Source organism: Serratia sp. CY82433 (genome assembly GCF_052166535.1).
GTDB classification, from domain to species: Bacteria; Pseudomonadota; Gammaproteobacteria; order Enterobacterales; family Enterobacteriaceae; genus Serratia; species Serratia sarumanii.
Genome location: NZ_JBJNOR010000001.1, coordinates 1,976,158 through 1,991,754 on the forward strand (window position 1 = coordinate 1,976,158; position 15,597 = coordinate 1,991,754).

The following is a 15,597-nucleotide window of genomic DNA, read 5'->3' on the forward strand; positions in this document are numbered from 1 at the left end:
TCAGGATAGATGTCACAATCGCCAATTGAGCTAAAAGGCAGCAGTTTTACCCTATCGGTTGTTCATTTGCATAATTCGCAGCCCGAGGTAATACGTCAGGCGTTACAGGAAAAAGTTGAGCAAGCGCCCGCTTTTCTGAAAAACGCCCCTGTTGTTATCAACGTCGCAACGCTGGAAGGCGATGCGAACTGGAAAGAACTTCAACAGGCTGTCGCGGCAGCAGGTCTGCGCGTTGTGGGTATCAGCGGTTGCAGAGATGAGCGTCAAAAGCGCGCGATAGCCCGCGCCGGGCTGCCGCTGCTGAGCGAAGGCAAAGGCCAGAAAATGGCGGCGCCGGAGCCTGCACCTGCGCCCGTGGTGGCGGATAACGCCCCCGCCAAAACGCGCATCATCAGCACGCCTGTCCGTTCCGGCCAACAGATTTACGCCCGCAACTGCGATCTTATCGTGACCAGCAGCGTCAGCGCCGGCGCCGAACTGATTGCCGACGGCAACATTCATGTCTACGGCATGATGCGCGGTCGCGCACTGGCAGGCGCGTCAGGCGACACGCAATGTCAGATTTTTTGCACCCACCTGGCGGCTGAGCTAGTCTCTATCGCAGGGCAGTACTGGTTGAGCGACCAAATCCCGTCCGATTACGTCGGGCAGGCCGTACGACTCAGCCTGTTGGATAACGCTTTAACCATACAACCTTTAAATTAAGCCCTTTTGACAAGGAATCCATTTCATGGCACGCATTATTGTTGTTACATCGGGTAAAGGGGGCGTTGGCAAGACCACTTCGAGCGCGGCCATCGCTACCGGCCTGGCCCAGAAAGGCAAGAAAACCGTCGTGATCGATTTCGATATCGGCCTGCGTAATCTTGACCTGATCATGGGCTGCGAACGTCGGGTAGTGTATGATTTCGTGAACGTGATTCAGGGCGATGCCACGCTGAATCAGGCGTTGATCAAAGACAAACGCACTGAAAACCTCTATATCCTGCCTGCTTCGCAGACGCGCGACAAAGACGCGTTGACCCGCGAAGGCGTTGAAAAAGTTCTCAACGATCTCGGCGAGATGGATTTTGACTTCGTGGTGTGCGATTCACCGGCCGGTATCGAAACCGGTGCGCTGATGGCGCTGTATTTCGCCGACGAAGCTATCATCACCACCAACCCGGAAGTGTCTTCGGTACGCGACTCCGACCGTATCCTGGGCATCCTCTCCTCCAAGTCACGCCGCGCCGAGAAAGGCGAGTCGCCCATCAAGGAACACCTGCTGCTGACCCGTTACAACCCGGGTCGCGTCAGCCGTGGCGACATGCTGAGCATGGAAGACGTGCTGGAAATCCTGCGCATTCCACTGGTGGGTGTGATCCCGGAAGACCAGTCCGTGCTGCGCGCTTCCAACCAGGGTGAGCCTGTCATTCTGGATGCCGAGTCAGACGCCGGTAAGGCGTACGACGATACCGTTTGCCGCTTGTTGGGGGAAGAACGCCCATTCCGCTTCATTGAAGAAGAGAAGAAGGGTTTCCTGAAACGCCTTTTTGGGGGATAAACCATGGCCTTATTAGACTTCTTTCTGTCCCGCAAAAAACAGACAGCCAATATAGCCAAGGAACGGCTGCAGATTATCGTCGCAGAGCGTCGTCGCGGGGACAGTGAGCCCCCGTATCTGCCTGATCTGAAACGCGATATTCTGGCGGTTATTTGCAAATACATTCAGATCGATCCTGAAATGCTGCACGTGCAGTTCGAGCAGAAAGGGGACGATATTTCGGTACTTGAACTTAACGTGACATTACCGGAATCGGAAGAAGCAGCTAAATGATTGCGACGCATTAATTACCCCCTGTATATTTTATGCAGGGGGTAACTGTATGTGCATCCAGTTATTAAGCTTTATCGGCAGCAAAAAAGCGATTTTTCCCTTTGGGACTATTCCCAATTAACTTTGCCGCCGCCTCGTTTAAAGTAAATTCTGGCCAGATTTACCTTCAACGCATTATTTCCTGCCTATATTCACCCGAGCAGAGTTTCCCTACCCTGCCCTGGTGATAATCAGCGATTAATAATCTTTCAGGATGTCCTGCAGCGGTGCCATTAATAGATCGCCGCGCCAGCCGCTGATTAATTCAGGGCGACTTTCGCCGTCTTTCAGTTGCCAATGCCAGTTCAGCAATTGGTTAATTTGGCGACGGGATGCCAGCAGCTCGCTGCTCAACCCGCTTTGCACGCTGACGGTAGCGATCGCCGCCTTGATGTCTTTGAACACCTTCTTGTAGCCCGGCTGATCGATCAGGTTTGCCAACGGCGCCGGCAGCTCGGATTCGTCCAGCGCTTCGGCCTCCGCCACCAGCGCCAGCAGCGTTTTACCGTGATAACGGATCTCCGGCCCGCTCAGGCCCAGCGAATCCAGTTCTCCCAGCGAAGACGGCATATAGCGCGCCACCTGCCACAGGTTTTCCTCACGCACCACGAAGTTCACCGCCAGATCGCGCTCGCGCGCCTGGCGCAGCCGCCATTCCGCCAACTTCTGCAAACAACCGAGCTGACGCGGGCGCAGCTGCCAGGCATTGCTGATTTCGCGATAGGCCAATTCCGGCGCCAGCGCCTCGCTGCGGCGCTGGCACAGCAGCAGGCACTCGTTGTTGGCCGCCGCGGTCCAACCGGCCTCTTCGGTCTCCTGCACCAGCTGTTTAGCCATCGGCAGCAGATAGAACACGTCGGCGGCTGCGTACACGCACTGCCTTTCGGTCAGCGGGCGCGCCAGCCAGTCGGTGCGCGACTCGCTCTTGTCCAGCTCAACTTTCATATACTCCGCCACCAGCGTCGCGAAACCGCAGGAGAGCGGCCGGCCGGTAAACGCCGCCAGGATCTGGGTATCGACCATCGGCGTCGGCAGCGTTTTAAAGGCGTTGAGAAACACTTCAAGATCTTCACTGCCGGCATGCAGGAACTTCACCACGGCGGTATCGGCCAGCAGGTCGACAAACGGCTGCCATTGCTTGATCGGCAGAGGATCGATAAGGGAGAGTTGTTCACCGTCGTAGAGCTGGATCAGGCCCAGCTGCGGATAGTAGGTGCGCGTTCTGACAAACTCGGTGTCCAGCGCAATCTGGGCATGCTTTCTCGCCTGCTCGCAGACCTGCTGCAATCCGGCATCGGTAGTGATCAACTGATAATTCAAAACATCATTCTCTTGTAGGATTCAAACACAACAACGCCGGCATTCACCGGCGTTGTCGATAGTCAGGCGCAAGAGCGAAACCTAGGCGGCATCGGCCGGTTTCGGCGTTTTTAGCTCATCGCGCAGTTCTCGCCGCAAAATCTTGCCGACGTTCGACTTCGGCAATTCATCGCGGAACTCAACAATTTTAGGCACTTTATACCCGGTCAGGTGCCGACGGCAATGGGTCAACAGCTCTTCCTTGGTCAGCGAGGCGTCTTTCTTCACCACGCAGATCTTCACCGTCTCGCCGGAGACCTCGCTGGGTACCCCGATCGCCGCACATTCCAGCACCTTCGGATGCTGGCTGACCACGTCCTCGATCTCGTTCGGGTAAACGTTGAAACCAGAGACCAGGATCATGTCTTTCTTACGGTCGACGATGCGCACAAACCCCTGCTCGTCCACGGTCACCACATCACCGGTCGCCAACCAGCCATCTTTCAGCACTTCGTCGGTAGCTTCCGGGCGTTGCCAATAGCCTAACATAACTTGCGGGCCTTTGACCCACAGTTCGCCCGGTTCTCCCGGCGGCACATCCTGGCCATTGTCGTCCAACAGCCGAATATCCGTCGACGGCACCGGTAAGCCGATGCTGCCGCTGTAGTGTTTCAGATCGTAAGGGTTGCCGGCCACCAGCGGCGCGCACTCCGTCAGGCCATAGCCTTCCAGCAGGTGTTTGCCGGTGGTTTTCTCCCACTTCTCGGCCACCGCTTTTTGCACCGACATGCCGCCGCCGACCGAGAAACGCAGCGTGGAGAAGTCGAGTTTGTGGAACTCTTCGTTGTTCAGCAACGCGTTGAACAAGGTATTCACCCCGCTCATGGCGGTGAACGGGTATTTACCCAGCTCCTTCACCAGCCCCGGAATATCGCGCGGGTTGGTGATCAGCAAATTGCGCCCGCCCAGATCGATAAACAGCAGGCAGTTCACCGTCAGCGCGAAAATGTGGTACAGCGGCAACGCCGTCACCACCAGTTCCTGCCCTTCACGGAACAGCGGCGAGTAGGCGGCTTTGGCCTGTTCAAGGTTGGCCTGCATGTTGCGGTGCGTCAGCATCGCGCCTTTCGCTACGCCGGTGGTGCCGCCGGTGTATTGCAGGAAGGCCAAATCGGTATTAATGATGTCCGGCTTTACATATTGCAGACGGCGTCCGCGCTGCAGCGCGCTGCGGAATGAAATGGCGTCCGGCAGGTTATATTTAGGCACCAGGCGCTTAATGTACTTGACCACAAAGTTGACCAGCGTGCCTTTGGCGGCCGAAAGCTGATCGCCCATGCGCGTGAGGATCACGTGCTTGACCTGAGTGTTGAACACCACTTTTTCCAACGTATGGGCAAAGTTGGAGACGATGACGATGGCGCTGGCGCCGCTGTCGTTCAACTGGTGTTCCAGCTCGCGCGGGGTATACAGCGGGTTGACGTTAACCACCACCATACCGGCGCGCAGAATGCCGAACAGGGCGATGGGGTATTGCAACAGGTTAGGCATCATCAGCGCGACGCGGTCGCCCTTCTTCAGGCCCAGTTCATTTTGCAGGTAAGCCGCGAAAGCCCGGCTGCGCTCTTCCAGTTTGCGGAAGGTCATCACCTCGCCCATGTTGATAAAGGCGGGCTGATCGGCATAGCGCTGCACGGCATGCTCAAACATTTCGATCAACGACGAATAGCGATCGGCATCAATCTCTGCGGGCACATCTGCCGGATACCGTTTTAACCAGACCTTATCCAAGGTATTACTCCTGAAATCATTACTAATTATCATCGCAGCCTCAAACTCGCAGCCTAACCATAACAATATTTTAACTCAGCAGACCAGTGCAGGTTTTAAACATTATTCAGGTTGCGATGTACGTCACTAATTGTCGGATATTCCTTATCCCAAAAAGCAAAAGGGCGGCCTGAGCCGCCCTGTCAAATGTGTTCACATCAAGCGTATGCTACTCGGTTACGATGGTTTGCACCTGTGCCGGGCCGGGATTGTACCAACCATAGCCTGCGCCCCAACCGGGTCCCCACGGGCCACCGCGCCAGCCCCAAGGGCCCATTGGCGCAGGCGGCATCACCACCTGCTGCACCAGGTGCCAGCGTTTGAAACCGGTCACGTTCATCGTCACGAAGCGATACGGCGTCATGCCGATACGCCCCTCTTTCAGGCCGGTAATGGGGCCGACGACGGTCACCAACTGGCCTTTGAAATCAACCGGTTCGAGGAAGCCGTTTACCGTGGCCAGCAAGCGGCCGCGCGACGGTTCACCGAGAATCGGCCGCGCACCGCTGTCGAGCGGCACCGCCGCGATCTCCAGCACCGTGCGCCCTTGCTCGTTGGCGACGTTTACTACGGTGCCGCCGAAGCGGGCTTCCGCGCCGGTAAACAGATTAGGTGCATTTTGTACCGAGGAAAGCTGAGTCACCGGCGAAGGGGTGGAACCTCTGATAGCATCCGGTACGGTAACGCACCCGGACAGAACCAGCGCGCCGCAGGCGACGGCCAGCAGCGACAGCTTTTTACTTGCAGTGCGGATTAACATGGTCGCAATCTCCTGAAATGGCTGTAACTTTGACCGCGTTTCATCGTTCAAGTTGCAGGCTTTCATCGCCCGGCCTCAACAACAGCACAATAGGCCGCGCTTACTCGCGGCCCGGCAGTTTTTTCCAGGTGACTTCATTGCGCAGATAGGTCGGCTCGGCGTTTTCCACCGCCACCGCCAGCCCCTGTTGCCAGGCGTGCAGCGCCAGCGGCAGCATGTCTTGCGCCTGCGGCAACAGCATCTGCCCGTCACGCACGCTCAGCGTAGACCCCTTGACCAGATCGGGATAGGTTTGCCAGCCGGTGCCGACGTGGGCCCACTCGCCCTGCAGGCGCTGCGCACGCTCCAGCGCCTGCGCCGGCGACAACACCGCCTCGCCTTCGCTTTCCAACCAGCTACCGTCCGCCTGGCGTTCGAACTGCCCCCAGTAGACTTCGCCCATGCGCGCATCTATCGCCGCCAGCACCCGCTCCGCCCCGCAGACGCGCCAGGCGCCCTGCGCCATGGTTTGCAGCGTGGAAATACCGAGCATCGGCAGATCGGCGCCCAGCGCCAGGCCCTGAGCGATGCCAATGCCGATGCGCACCCCGGTAAAGCTGCCGGGGCCGCGGCCAAAGGCCAGCGCATCGAGCTGGTTGAGCGCCAGGCCGGATTCCGCCAGCACCTGCTGCACCATAGGTAAAATACGTTGCGTATGCTCGCGTGGGCACAGCTCAAACAGGGCGTGGATTTCGCCTTGATTCCAGACGGCGACGGAACAGGCTTCCGTCGCGGTATCGATCGCTAAAATTCGCGTGGACATGCCAACCTCTGGCGGGAATAAAACTGGGTTTTTCATACAGGGCGCGCATTGTAGCACAGCCCCGTAAGCCCTTCATCTTTCACGTGGCCGACGTGTCGGCAGCCTGCAGGAAGGCGATCGCCTGCTTCAAATCGCGGGTGCGCGGCGTAGGCGGCAGGCTATTGAGGAACACCTCGCCGTAGGGCCGCATGACCAGACGGTTATCGCAAATCACCAGCACGCCGCGATCGTCGGTGTCGCGGATCAAACGGCCCACCCCCTGTTTCAGGGTGATGACCGCATCCGGCAGTTGCACGTCATTGAACGGATCGCCGCCGCGCAGGCGGCAATCTTCAATGCGCGCCTTCAGCAGCGGATCGTCCGGTGAAGTGAACGGCAGCTTATCGATGATCACGCACGACAGCGCATCGCCGCGCACGTCCACCCCCTCCCAGAAGCTGCTGGTCGCCACCAGCAGCGCGTTACCGGCGGCGACGAACTGCGCCAGCAGCTGCCCTTTGCTGGTTTCCCCTTGCAACAGCACCGGCAACGTCATCGTGGCGCGGAACTCTTCCGCCAGCTCGCGCATCATCTGGTGCGAGGTGCATAAAAAGAAGCAGCGGCCGTTGTTGGCTTCAATTAATGGCCGCAGCATGCGCGCCAGCTGGCGCGCTCCGCCGCGCTGATTCGGCGAAGGCAAAAAGCGCGGCACGCACAGCAGCGCCTGCTTGGCATAGTCGAACGGGCTCGGCAACAGCAGCGTTTTGGCCTTGGTCAGCCCCAGCCGTTCGGTGAAGTGGCCCAACCGCTCGTTGACCGACAGCGTGGCCGAGGTAAAAATCCAACTGCCCGGCTTCTCGTCCAGCATTTCGCGGAACCGATCGGCTACCGTCAGCGGCGTCAGCGCCAGCACGAAATGGCGCGAGTTGCATTCATACCAATAGCTGTAGCCCGGCTCCGTCACCGCCTTCAGCCGCTTGAGGCGCGCGCGGTACAGCGTGGCACGCTCAAAGGCGGCGTCCAGCAGCGCCGAACGCCCCAGCGACAGTTTCATCACGTCATAACACAGCTCCAACGCGTCATCGAGCAGCAACAGAGCGCGCTGCACGTTCGGTTCACCGAGCACGTCACGCAGATTGCCGCGAAAACCCGGCTCGCCCAGATTCAGACGGAAATCTTGCGTGCTCAGGCTGAGACGGTCGGCGCTTTTTTGCAGTTGAGCGGCGTCGCGCACCTCGGTGCGGTAGGCGATGGTGATGTCCTTCGCCAGATCCAACAGTTGGCGGCTGGTGAGCTGTTGGCCGAAATACTGGCTGGCGATGTCGGGGATTTGGTGCGCTTCGTCGAAAATCATCACCTCGGCTTCCGGGATCAGCTCGGCGAAACCGCCCTCTTTCACCACCATATCCGCCAGGAACAGGTGATGGTTTACCACCACCACATCCGCATCCATCGCGCGGCGGCGTGCCTTGACCACGAAGCAATCCTGATACAGCGGGCAATCGCTGCCCAGGCAGTTGTCATTGGTGCTGGTCACCAATGGCCAGACGAAGCTGTCTTCCGCCACTTCGCTGCAGGTGCTGATGTCGCCCTCTTTGGTCTGCGACGACCACTTGCGCAGCTGCACCAGATCGATCAGCGTCTGCCCCGCCAGCTCGCCGCCGGCCATCGACTGCTGCTCCAACCGCTCGAGACACAGATAATTGGAGCGCCCCTTCAGCAGCGCCAGCTTGCCTTTGTACTTCAACGCCTTGGCGACGGTGGGCAGATCGCGCGCATACAGCTGATCCTGCAACGCTTTCGAACCGGTAGAGATGATCACTTTGCGATCGGCGCGCAGCGCCGGCGCCAGATAAGCGAAGGTTTTGCCGGTGCCGGTGCCGGCTTCCACCACCAGCTCCTGCTTGAAATTGATTGCCTCGGTGACGGCTTGCGCCATCTGCCGCTGCGGCTCACGCGGTTTGAATCCCTTGATAGCCTGCGCCAATGCGCCGTCTGTTGCAAAATCGTCTGTCACGCTGTCTCTCTGCCGGTGTCATTCAGCGGTGATTATGCCAAGCCTGCCGCCCGGCTACCACCCACTTTATCGCCGCGCTTTTTCATTACCGGCTGTGCTACCCTTAGCGGGACTATGATATGGAGATAAGCAAATGAATATCGAAAGAATTGATCCCGATCAGCGCTGGTCCGAAGCCGTGGTGCACAACGAGACCGTTTACTACACCAGCGTGCCGGAGAACCTGGACGACGACGCGACCGCGCAGACCGCCAACGCCCTCGCCGCCATCGACGTGCTGCTGGCGCGCGTAGGTTCGGACAAAAGCCGCATTCTGGACGCCACCATCTTCCTGGCCAACAGCACCGACTTCGCCGCGATGAACGCCGCCTGGGACGCCTGGGTGGTCGCCGGCAGCGCGCCGGTGCGCTGCACGGTGCAGGCGCAGCTGATGAATCCGAAGTACAAGGTGGAAATCAAAATCATCGCCGCGCTGTAAGCCTGAGCGCAGACGAAAAAAAACCGCAGACGGCAACGCCTGCGGTTTTTTATTGCCCGTTATCAGGACAGTTTAAGGATCACCATCCCCATCAGCAGCAGCGCCAGGCCAATCCAGCCTTTGGCGTTCAACCGCTGGCCGAACATGATCCAGCCTGCGGCGATGGTGGCGGCGATACCGAAACCGCCCCACAGCGCATAAGCGATCGAAAGATCGATGCCCTTCACCGCCTGCGCCAGGGCGCTGAACGCGCCGAGCACCGACAGCAGCGACAACAGCCCCAGCCAAATTTTACGGAAGCCGTCCGACATCTTCAGGAAGATGTTGGCGATGATTTCCAGCACGATCGCCAGCCCCAGGAACCCAATGTGGTACAACTCAAACTGTTGCATGGTTGTTACCTCGCGGGCTGACCTGTTTTCGCTCTTTGCGGGTACCGGATTTCACCAGCATGATGCCGGCGATCAGCGTAGCCAGACCCAGCACCTTCAGCGCCGAGATTGGCTCGTCGAACCACAGCACGCTGAACAGGGTAATGAACAGAATACCGATGCCTTCCCACAGCGCATAGGCCACGCCCAGCGCCACGCGTTTTACCGCTACGGACAGCAACACATAAGACGCGGTGATCATCACGTACATCACGATGTGCCCAATCATGCCGCCATTGACGCTGGCGTATTTCATCGACAAGGTGCCGATGATTTCGGTCATGATGGCCAAACCTAAAAAGATCCAATAAATCATAATTTTTCTCCCAAACGGCGAATAACGCGCGCCAAGGCATATTTATCCCGATTTATCTCGTCGAACGGCCGCATTGCGGCGCGCAAGACGCAGAGATCCCTGGGGATAAACTGACCCAAACGCAAAAAGAATGTTTGCCCGGCTGAACGGTAGAGCGAAGGCGAAAGCCCGCTACCGGCACCGGTTAAGGGAGAAAGACGCTATAGCTCGCTGCACCAGTGATGCTCACTGGCAAGGATCGCAGACAGGAAGAGTTGGCACGTAGAGGTTCTGAGGGTAATTCCGTTAATAGTCATCATAATCGTTCTCTATTATCAGCCGCACACCGTGCGATTTGCCCAATATCCTCATGAAATTAAAATTTTCGACTGAGATATTTTTACCACAGCCAAAATAAGAAAGCAAACTGCCGTTTTCATAAAAATCGAAAAAAAACGGTTTAAAAATAAGAACGTTAATCACGATAAAAATTAAAAAAGCTCAACGGAGCGTTGAGCCTTGCGATACTCGCGGCGCGCAAATAAGCGCCAACCCCAGACGCGGCGCGGGTTACAACGCAGCCCCGCTGACGGCGCTGCGCGCCAGTTCAGTGATGCGCGCGTAGTCGCCGCTTTCGAGCGCGTCCGCCGGCACCAGCCAGGAACCGCCGATGCAAAGTACGCTGTTCAGCGCCAGATAATCGCGGTAGTTGTTCGGCGTAATGCCGCCGGTCGGGCAAAAACGCACCTGCGGGAACGGGCCGCCGATCGCCTGCAGCGCCTTCACGCCGCCGTTGGCTTCCGCCGGGAAGAATTTGAACTCGCGCAGGCCGTGATCCATGCCCTGCATCAGCTCGGAAACGGTGCTGATGCCCGGGATCAGCGGGATTGGCCCCGCCGTCGCCGCCTGCAGCAAGGCTTCGGTCAGCCCCGGGCTGATGGCGAACTGCGCTCCCGCCTCGGTCACCTCCCGCAGCTGCTGCGGATTGATCACCGTACCGGCGCCGATAATGGCCTCCGGCACCTCTTTGGCGATAGCGCGGATCGCCTCCAGCCCACAGGCGGTGCGCAGCGTCACCTCCAATACCCGCACGCCGCCGGCAACCAGCGCTTTCGCCAGCGGCACCGCCTGCTCCAGCTTGTTGATCACGATAACAGGCACCACCGGCCCTGCCGTCAGGATCTGCTCGGCGCTGGTTTTCCAGTTTTTCATCGTTATTTCTCCATTACTCGCGGTTAACAATGGCACGCCCCTGCCACAGGGCTCCGCGCAAATGCGCGGACGTCCGGCCGTACCGTAAGTGATGTGGCCCACGTGCAGATCGCAGGCAAAAAAAAGCCGGCAGACAGGCTGCCGGCATTGCGCATTACTCGAACTCGTTCCAGGAACGGCCGTCGCGGGTGATCATCGCCACCGAGGCCACCGGCCCCCAGGTGCCCGCCTGATAAGGCTTCGGCGCCTCGTTGTCGGCTTTCCATGCGTCCATGATGGAGTCGACCCACTTCCAGGCCTCTTCCACTTCATCGCGGCGCACAAACAGCGCCTGAATGCCGCGCATGGTCTCCAGCAGCAGGCGCTCGTAGGCGTCCGCCACGTGCTCCTGGTTGAAGGTTTCCGAGAAGCTCAGGTCCAGCTTGGTGGTCTGCAGACGGTGCTTATGATCCAGCCCCGGCACCTTGTTCAGCACCTGAATTTCGATGCCTTCGTCCGGCTGCAGGCGGATGGTCAGCTTGTTCTGCGGCAGCTGTTGGTAAGAGTCGCTGAACAGGTTAAGCGGTGGGTTTTTGAAGTACACCACCACTTCCGAGCATTTGGTCGGCAGACGTTTACCGGTACGCAGGTAGAACGGCACCCCGGCCCACTGCCAGTTGTCGATATCCACGCGGATGGAGACGAAAGTTTCGGTGCTGCTGCTCTTGTTCGCCCCTTCCTCTTCCAGATAACCCGGCACTTTCTTGCCCTGGACGAAACCGGCGGTGTACTGACCACGCACGGTGGTTTCCCGTACATTGGTCTGATCGATGCGGCGCAGCGAACGCAGTACCTTCACCTTCTCGTCGCGGATACGGTCAGTGGTCAGATCCGCCGGCGGCGACATGGCGATCATGGTCAGGATCTGCAGCAGGTGGTTCTGGATCATGTCGCGCATCTGGCCGGCCTGGTCGAAGTAACCCCAGCGCCCTTCGATGCCCACCTCTTCCGCCACGGTGATCTGCACCGAATCGATGGTGCGGTTATCCCAGTTGGATGCGAACAGCGAGTTGGCGAAACGCAGCGCCAACAGGTTCAGCACCGTCTCTTTACCGAGATAGTGGTCGATACGGTAAACCTGGGATTCGTTGAAGTACTCCGCCACCTGGTCGTTGATCACGCGGGAAGACGCCAGATCGGTGCCCAGCGGCTTCTCCATCACCACGCGCGCCGGCTCATGGTTCAGCTTGGCTTCACCCAACCCTTTGCAGATGGCGCCGAAGGTGCTTGGCGGCATGGCGAAGTAGTTGATGGTGGTGCGGTGTTTCTGATCCAGCATTTTACCCAATTTGGTAAAGTTCTTGCTGTCGTTGACGTCCAGATTGCAGAAGTCCAGGCGTGCGCTCAGCGTGGCCCAGAGTTCGTCATCCAGTTTTTCCTTCATGAAGGTGCCAAGCGCTTCCTTGACCACTTCGGTATAGGCTTTTTTATCCCACTCCGCGCGGCCGACGCCGATGATCCGCGTTTCCGGGTGGATGTGTCCGGCTTTCTCTAACTGGTACAGGGAAGGCAGCAGCTTACGGCGCGCCAAATCACCTTTCGCGCCGAAAATAACCAGGTCACACGCCTGGGCTGTAGAGGTTACCGCCATGTTCATCTCCTCGTTGCAGGATATTTGTAATTTTCTTACATTACTAATGTACTCTGTTTGACTACGGCCAGCAAACCCAGCGCAGAAGCAGAAAAAAAGACCTCAATATTCCAGTGGAAAGCGCCAATGTGCGCCAGCGCCCTCGTCCCGGGCAAAACTGTAATTTTTCGTCTTTTTTGACGCTCTGTTACCATTATGAAAGTTAGACACAGGTCATATTCTGGTGAAAAAAGCCTGCATACGCCCTGTCGAGACTGCCAACGGTTACCAGCACGTAGTATATTTTCACTAAACCGGCATTGATTTCTCCTTTGTTTGAAATCGTCATACCCTATCGATTCCAGGTTACAGCCGCTCGTTTGGCGTCTGCTTGCACGGCAAACACGGGCGAGATTCGACGCTGTTGCTTGAAAGCCACAGGGATAAAACCATGAGTGACTCTCGTTATATGAATACGCTGGACAAAATCCAGAGCCATCTGGAACTCCTGAGCAAATCTGAAAGGAAAGTCGCCGAGGTGATCCTGGCCTCCCCGCAGACCGCCATTCACTCCAGCATCGCCACGCTGGCGCGCATGGCCGACGTCAGCGAACCCACCGTCAACCGTTTTTGCCGCCGCCTTGATACCAAAGGCTTTCCCGACTTCAAACTGCATCTCGCCCAAAGCCTGGCTAACGGCACGCCCTACGTAAACCGTAATGTCGAGGAAGACGACAGCGTCGATGCCTATACCAGCAAGATCTTCGAATCGGTCATGGCCAGCCTGGATACAGTAAAGGCAAATTTGGATATTGCCGCAATCAATCGTGCGGTTGACCTGCTCACCCAGGCAAAAAAGATCTCTTTCTTCGGCCTGGGCGCCTCCGCGGCGGTGGCGCACGATGCGATGAACAAATTTTTCCGCTTCAACATTCCGGTGGTCTACTTCGATGACATCGTCATGCAGCGCATGAGCTGCATGAACTCCGGCGAAGGCGACGTGGTGGTGCTGATCTCACACACCGGCCGCACCAAGAATCTGGTGGAGATGGCCCACCTGGCGCGAGAAAACGACGCCACGGTATTGGCTATCACCTCGCGCGACACCCCGCTCGCCCAGGCGGCGACCCTCGCTCTGCTGCTCGACGTGCCCGAAGACACCGACGTTTACATGCCGATGGTGTCGCGGATCGCGCAATTAACGCTCATTGACGTGCTCGCCACCGGATTTACCTTGCGCCGAGGGGCTAAATTCAGAGATAACTTGAAGCGGGTCAAAGAAGCGCTCAAAGAATCGCGCTTTGATAAAGGCGTGGTCATTCCCAACAGTTTTGATTCGTGACCCGACGAAGAAAAAATCGCCGTTCAACAGACATTTGAATGACGGCATCAGAGGCGGTACCCTGTTAACATGCTCATGCGGGTAACCCGGGTGAAATATCAGTGTTGTAAAATTACATTTCACGCCTGGTTTCGTTATCCGACGTTATCGCAACACCAATATTTGCTTCACCAGTCAACGGAGTAATACATGTCCAGACGGCTCAGAAGAACCAAAATCGTTACCACCCTGGGTCCGGCTACTGACCGCGACAATAATCTGGAAAAGATCATTGCCGCCGGCGCCAACGTAGTTCGGCTTAACTTCTCCCACGGCAGCCCGGAAGATCACCAGGCTCGCGCTGACAAAGTGCGCGAAATCGCCGCAAAACTGGGACGTCACGTCGCTATACTCGGCGATCTGCAAGGGCCGAAAATCCGCGTCTCCACTTTCAAGGAAGGCAAAATCTTCCTCAACGTGGGCGATAAATTCCTGCTGGACGCCAACCTGTCAAAAGGCGAAGGCGATAAAGAAAAAGTCGGTATCGACTATAAAGGCCTGCCTGCCGACGTGGTGCCGGGCGATGTCCTGCTGCTCGACGACGGCCGCGTTCAGTTGAAAGTGCTCGAAGTTCAGGGCATGAAAGTGTTTACCGAAGTGACGGTCGGCGGCCCGCTGTCCAACAACAAGGGCATCAATAAGCTCGGCGGTGGCCTGTCGGCCGAAGCGCTGACCGAAAAAGACAAGGCGGACATCGTGACCGCCGCCAAGATTGGCGTCGACTATCTGGCGGTTTCCTTCCCGCGCACCGGTGAAGACCTGAACTATGCCCGCCGCCTGGCGCGCGACGCCGGCTGCAACGCCAAGATCGTGTCCAAAGTTGAGCGCGCCGAGGCGGTCTGCAGCGACGAAGCGATGGACGACATTATTCTGGCCTCCGACGTGGTGATGGTTGCCCGTGGCGATCTCGGCGTCGAAATCGGCGATCCGGAACTGGTCGGCATTCAGAAGAAACTGATCCGCCGCGCCCGTACCCTGAACCGCGCGGTGATCACCGCAACTCAGATGATGGAGTCGATGATCACCAACCCGATGCCGACCCGCGCCGAAGTCATGGACGTGGCCAACGCCGTGCTGGACGGCACCGACGCCGTTATGCTGTCGGCGGAAACCGCCGCCGGCCAATACCCGGCGGAAACCGTGGCGGCGATGGCGCGCGTTTGTCTGGGCGCCGAGAAGATACCGAGCATCAATGTTTCCAAACACCGCCTGGACGTGCAGTTCGACAACATCGAAGAAGCGATTGCCATGTCTTCGATGTATGCCGCCAACCACCTGAAAGGCGTTACCGCGCTGATCGCCATGACCGAGTCCGGCCGCACCGCGCTGATGATGTCGCGCATCAGCTCCGGCCTGCCGATCTTCGCCATGTCGCGTCATGAGCATACGCTGAACCTGACCGCGCTGTATCGCGGCGTGACGCCGGTGTATTTCGACAGCCACAAAGACGGCGTGATCGCCGCCAATGAAGCCGTCAATCGCCTGCGCGACAAGGGCTTCCTGGTCTCCGGCGATCTGGTGATCGTCACCCAGGGCGACGTGATGGAAACCGTCGGCACCACCAATACCAGCCGTATCCTGCGCGTCGAGTAATCCACGCCGCAGACGAAATGCCGGCCGGCTCACGTTGGCCGGCATTTTTTTTTTGC

The 15,597-nt window shown here is 58.1% G+C and carries 15 protein-coding genes; 6 read left to right on the plus strand and 9 right to left on the minus strand.

Going from position 1 to position 15,597, the window contains the following annotated elements:
• Positions 1-9 precede the first annotated feature (9 nt).
• Genes minC through minE form a run of 3 tightly spaced genes read left to right on the plus strand, consistent with a single transcriptional unit; the run spans position 10 to position 1,816 of the window.
• Positions 10-705 carry a septum site-determining protein MinC gene (gene minC, locus ACJ8PI_RS09590; RefSeq protein WP_025303113.1) on the plus strand — a complete coding sequence of 232 codons (696 nt, stop codon included), beginning with the start codon at positions 10-12 and terminating at the stop codon, positions 703-705.
• A gap of 25 nt (positions 706-730) precedes the next feature.
• Positions 731-1,543, plus strand: coding sequence for a septum site-determining protein MinD (minD, locus tag ACJ8PI_RS09595; RefSeq protein ID WP_004932300.1), 813 nt, complete (start codon positions 731-733; stop codon positions 1,541-1,543).
• A 3-nt stretch (positions 1,544-1,546) separates the two neighbouring features.
• Positions 1,547-1,816 carry a cell division topological specificity factor MinE gene (gene minE / locus ACJ8PI_RS09600; protein ID WP_004932303.1) on the plus strand — a complete coding sequence of 90 codons (270 nt, stop codon included), beginning with the start codon at positions 1,547-1,549 and terminating at the stop codon, positions 1,814-1,816.
• Positions 1,817-2,053: 237 nt separating this feature from the next.
• Here minE and rnd read toward each other — a convergent pair whose 3' ends face one another.
• The 5 genes from rnd to ACJ8PI_RS09625 form a co-directional block, all read right to left on the minus strand.
• The gene (gene rnd / locus ACJ8PI_RS09605) at positions 2,054-3,175 is read right to left on the minus strand and encodes a ribonuclease D (RefSeq protein WP_164134370.1); all 1,122 of its coding nucleotides are present in this window, start codon (positions 3,173-3,175) and stop codon (positions 2,054-2,056) included.
• Positions 3,176-3,256: 81 nt separating this feature from the next.
• The gene (fadD, locus tag ACJ8PI_RS09610; protein ID WP_033654397.1) at positions 3,257-4,945 is read right to left on the minus strand and encodes a long-chain-fatty-acid--CoA ligase FadD; all 1,689 of its coding nucleotides are present in this window, start codon (positions 4,943-4,945) and stop codon (positions 3,257-3,259) included.
• Between the two features lie 208 nt (positions 4,946-5,153).
• Positions 5,154-5,744 (minus strand): Slp family lipoprotein, encoded by a 591-nt coding sequence (locus tag ACJ8PI_RS09615; RefSeq protein ID WP_049196104.1) that lies wholly within the window; start codon positions 5,742-5,744, stop codon positions 5,154-5,156.
• A gap of 100 nt (positions 5,745-5,844) precedes the next feature.
• A complete protein-coding gene (gene tsaB, locus ACJ8PI_RS09620) occupies positions 5,845-6,546 on the minus strand; it encodes a tRNA (adenosine(37)-N6)-threonylcarbamoyltransferase complex dimerization subunit type 1 TsaB (RefSeq protein WP_033647628.1) in 702 nt (233 codons plus the stop codon).
• Positions 6,547-6,625: 79 nt separating this feature from the next.
• On the minus strand, positions 6,626-8,542 hold the full coding sequence (locus ACJ8PI_RS09625) for an ATP-dependent DNA helicase (RefSeq protein ID WP_049211978.1): 1,917 nt from the start codon (positions 8,540-8,542) through the stop codon (positions 6,626-6,628).
• Between the two features lie 133 nt (positions 8,543-8,675).
• Here ACJ8PI_RS09625 and ACJ8PI_RS09630 point away from each other — a divergent pair, with 133 nt between their 5' ends.
• Positions 8,676-9,020: a RidA family protein gene (locus ACJ8PI_RS09630; RefSeq protein ID WP_033654399.1), complete on the plus strand. Its 345-nt coding sequence runs from the start codon at positions 8,676-8,678 to the stop codon at positions 9,018-9,020.
• 62 nt (positions 9,021-9,082) lie between these two features.
• Here the strand turns inward: ACJ8PI_RS09630 and mdtI are convergent, their stop codons facing one another.
• The 4 genes from mdtI to zwf all read right to left on the minus strand — a co-directional run bounded on the left by mdtI (position 9,083) and on the right by zwf (position 12,588).
• Positions 9,083-9,412, minus strand: a complete 330-nt coding sequence (mdtI, locus tag ACJ8PI_RS09635; protein ID WP_033634839.1) for a multidrug/spermidine efflux SMR transporter subunit MdtI — start codon at positions 9,410-9,412, stop codon at positions 9,083-9,085.
• Entirely contained in the window at positions 9,399-9,767 is a 369-nt protein-coding gene (mdtJ, locus tag ACJ8PI_RS09640; protein WP_033634840.1) for a multidrug/spermidine efflux SMR transporter subunit MdtJ, read from the minus strand. The genes mdtI and mdtJ overlap by 14 nt, the downstream gene beginning before the upstream one ends.
• Before the next feature lie 549 nt (positions 9,768-10,316).
• A complete protein-coding gene (locus ACJ8PI_RS09645) occupies positions 10,317-10,958 on the minus strand; it encodes a bifunctional 4-hydroxy-2-oxoglutarate aldolase/2-dehydro-3-deoxy-phosphogluconate aldolase (RefSeq protein WP_033634842.1) in 642 nt (213 codons plus the stop codon).
• 154 nt (positions 10,959-11,112) lie between these two features.
• The gene (zwf, locus tag ACJ8PI_RS09650; RefSeq protein ID WP_033634844.1) at positions 11,113-12,588 is read right to left on the minus strand and encodes a glucose-6-phosphate dehydrogenase; all 1,476 of its coding nucleotides are present in this window, start codon (positions 12,586-12,588) and stop codon (positions 11,113-11,115) included.
• A 448-nt stretch (positions 12,589-13,036) separates the two neighbouring features.
• Here zwf and ACJ8PI_RS09655 point away from each other — a divergent pair, with 448 nt between their 5' ends.
• Both ACJ8PI_RS09655 and pyk read left to right on the plus strand, forming a co-directional pair.
• A complete protein-coding gene (locus ACJ8PI_RS09655; RefSeq protein ID WP_033634845.1) occupies positions 13,037-13,909 on the plus strand; it encodes a MurR/RpiR family transcriptional regulator in 873 nt (290 codons plus the stop codon).
• 189 nt (positions 13,910-14,098) lie between these two features.
• Positions 14,099-15,541 (plus strand): pyruvate kinase, encoded by a 1,443-nt coding sequence (gene pyk / locus ACJ8PI_RS09660; protein WP_019452801.1) that lies wholly within the window; start codon positions 14,099-14,101, stop codon positions 15,539-15,541.
• The last annotated feature ends 56 nt before the right edge of the window (positions 15,542-15,597 follow it).

Excerpts from the sequence above, each read along its gene's own strand:
- minC (WP_025303113.1), top strand. The coding sequence starts at position 10 with ATGTCACAATCGCCAATTGAGCTAAAAGGCAGCAGTTTTACCCTATCG.
- minD (WP_004932300.1), top strand. The coding sequence starts at position 731 with ATGGCACGCATTATTGTTGTTACATCGGGTAAAGGGGGCGTTGGCAAG.
- minE (WP_004932303.1), top strand. The coding sequence starts at position 1,547 with ATGGCCTTATTAGACTTCTTTCTGTCCCGCAAAAAACAGACAGCCAAT.
- ACJ8PI_RS09615 (WP_049196104.1), bottom strand. The coding sequence starts at position 5,744 with ATGTTAATCCGCACTGCAAGTAAAAAGCTGTCGCTGCTGGCCGTCGCC.
- tsaB (WP_033647628.1), bottom strand. The coding sequence starts at position 6,546 with ATGTCCACGCGAATTTTAGCGATCGATACCGCGACGGAAGCCTGTTCC.
- ACJ8PI_RS09630 (WP_033654399.1), top strand. The coding sequence starts at position 8,676 with ATGAATATCGAAAGAATTGATCCCGATCAGCGCTGGTCCGAAGCCGTG.
- mdtI (WP_033634839.1), bottom strand. The coding sequence starts at position 9,412 with ATGCAACAGTTTGAGTTGTACCACATTGGGTTCCTGGGGCTGGCGATC.
- mdtJ (WP_033634840.1), bottom strand. The coding sequence starts at position 9,767 with ATGATTTATTGGATCTTTTTAGGTTTGGCCATCATGACCGAAATCATC.
- ACJ8PI_RS09645 (WP_033634842.1), bottom strand. The coding sequence starts at position 10,958 with ATGAAAAACTGGAAAACCAGCGCCGAGCAGATCCTGACGGCAGGGCCG.
- zwf (WP_033634844.1), bottom strand. The coding sequence starts at position 12,588 with ATGGCGGTAACCTCTACAGCCCAGGCGTGTGACCTGGTTATTTTCGGC.
- ACJ8PI_RS09655 (WP_033634845.1), top strand. The coding sequence starts at position 13,037 with ATGAATACGCTGGACAAAATCCAGAGCCATCTGGAACTCCTGAGCAAA.
- pyk (WP_019452801.1), top strand. The coding sequence starts at position 14,099 with ATGTCCAGACGGCTCAGAAGAACCAAAATCGTTACCACCCTGGGTCCG.